This window comes from Ruminococcus sp. OM04-4AA (assembly GCF_003462585.1).
Classification (GTDB): domain Bacteria; phylum Bacillota; class Clostridia; order Lachnospirales; family Lachnospiraceae; genus Mediterraneibacter; species Mediterraneibacter faecis.
On the sequence record NZ_QTZH01000136.1, the window covers coordinates 1 to 1,787 of the forward strand.

A 1,787-nucleotide genomic window follows, 5' to 3' on the forward strand; every position below is an offset into this window, starting at 1 on the left:
GGGCGTGTGAAAAAACGAGAGTTTTTTCATGCGTCCTTTTGCTTATGATTATAATAATAGTTATATTACATAAAAAAGGGCATAATTCCCCTTCCCCCATAAGAATGCTATTATGAACTCCTATGCGGTAGCTGCAACTTTTTTCTGTTTGTTGTGATATTTATAAAGATTGTGTCCGATAGAAACGAGAAATACTTCAAGCAATACAGATTTTATCCCTCTTCGGACAATTCTTTTGTACCACCGGTCGTTTTTCATGATACCAAAGGTACCTTCTGCCTGAATGGATCTGTTCATCCTTAGAAGCGCTCCCTGGATACTTTCGAGATTTTCTATCACTTCCTGATGCATCGCTGTAAGTTCGCGGTTGATCCGAACAGTACGGTTTTTGTCTGTCTTTTTACATTGTTCTGCGTATGGACAGCCGGAGCAGTCTTCACACTGATACACTTCTTCCTGTCGCCCATACTTGTTCCCTTTTACGTTTTTTCGATACTGAAGATAAAAGTTTTTCCCGTTTGGGCAACGCATGATTCCGTCTTCCCCGATTGGAAAATTTACTGCACGAAATGGATCTTCATGGTATTTCTTGTCCGTAGTTTCTTTCTTGAACATGGGAAACTTCATATATTTTTCCATTCCTTGCTGCTCACAGAAGATGTAATTGTTGTAAGAACCATAGCCGGCATCTGCTACTGGGTACTTCGGATAGAAGCCATATGTAGTATAAAACTTGTTCATTAATGGAATAAAACAATCCATATCTGAACGATACTGATTTACATCAACAACAGCAATGTATTCATCTGCAACACCGACCTGTACATTATAAGCTGGAAGCAACTGGTCATTTCCCATGTAGTCTGTCTTGATTCGCATAAAAGTGGCCGAATGATCTGTTTTTGAGTAGCTGTTGCGATCTTCTCCACAGATTTTGATTTTTTCCACGTATTCTTCCAACTTAGCAGCATACCCTTTGAGTTTCTCATAATGACGTTGCTGTGTAGTTTTGCGATGTCCCCTGCCATGAACAAATATTGCTTCATTAATCTGCCAGACTTCTGCATACTGTTCAGCAGCTTCCTTCAGATACTCTGGTGCGTATTCACTATTGATACAAAGTTTCATACCTGTACATGAAAGTTCCTCATTGATTTCCTCAAAGAGTGTAGTGATCTTACCAAAGAGACGGTATCTGGATTTTTCGGTTGCTTTTTTCCATACCCAGGAGTATTTATTCGCATTTGCTTCAAACTTGGATCCATCAATGTATAGATGTTGAAGATCCACATGTTCTGTCTTGAAGATTTTTTTGTTTATGTCTTGAAATATTTCTTCAATGGAATCAGCAAGAACTTCGTTGATGAAGTAGCCGAAAGTGCGGTAAGAAGGTGCTTGATGATCCATAAGATACATGAAGCGGAGATTCACTTTACACTGATCCTCCAGTTCACGCAATGATATATAGCCATTCGCCATAAATCCAAACAAAACTGTTTTCAGCATGCTGACCGGGTCATACCTGAGTCTTCCTGTATTATGTTGAGGAATATTTTTCAGATATTTCTCCAGTTCGATTTCTCCCATAAATCTATCAAAAGTCAGCACTGGATCACAGATGTCCAAATAATCTTGAATTAGCATTGGCAAAACTGCCTGTTTTGGGTTAGAATAGATTATGTTATTAATTTTCATTGCAAGTTAATTATAACAGAAAGAAAGACCTTGAGTTCATTATAAACTCTTGGTCTTTCTTTTTGGGGGGACTATTCTTTTTTCACAGCCCC

Annotated in this window: 1 protein-coding gene; it reads right to left on the bottom strand. The window is 38.5% G+C overall.

Annotated features, from left to right (window positions below; genetic code table 11):
* Positions 1 to 120 precede the first annotated feature (120 nt).
* Positions 121 to 1,695 carry an IS1182 family transposase gene (locus tag DXB52_RS15665; protein WP_117580007.1) on the bottom strand — a complete coding sequence of 525 codons (1,575 nt, stop codon included), beginning with the start codon at positions 1,693 to 1,695 and terminating at the stop codon, positions 121 to 123.
* Positions 1,696 to 1,787: the final 92 nt, after the last annotated feature.

What these genes read in the sequence shown, in the direction of transcription:
- DXB52_RS15665 (WP_117580007.1), bottom strand. Translation starts at nt 1,695, where the DNA reads ATGAAAATTAATAACATAATCTATTCTAACCCAAAACAGGCAGTTTTG.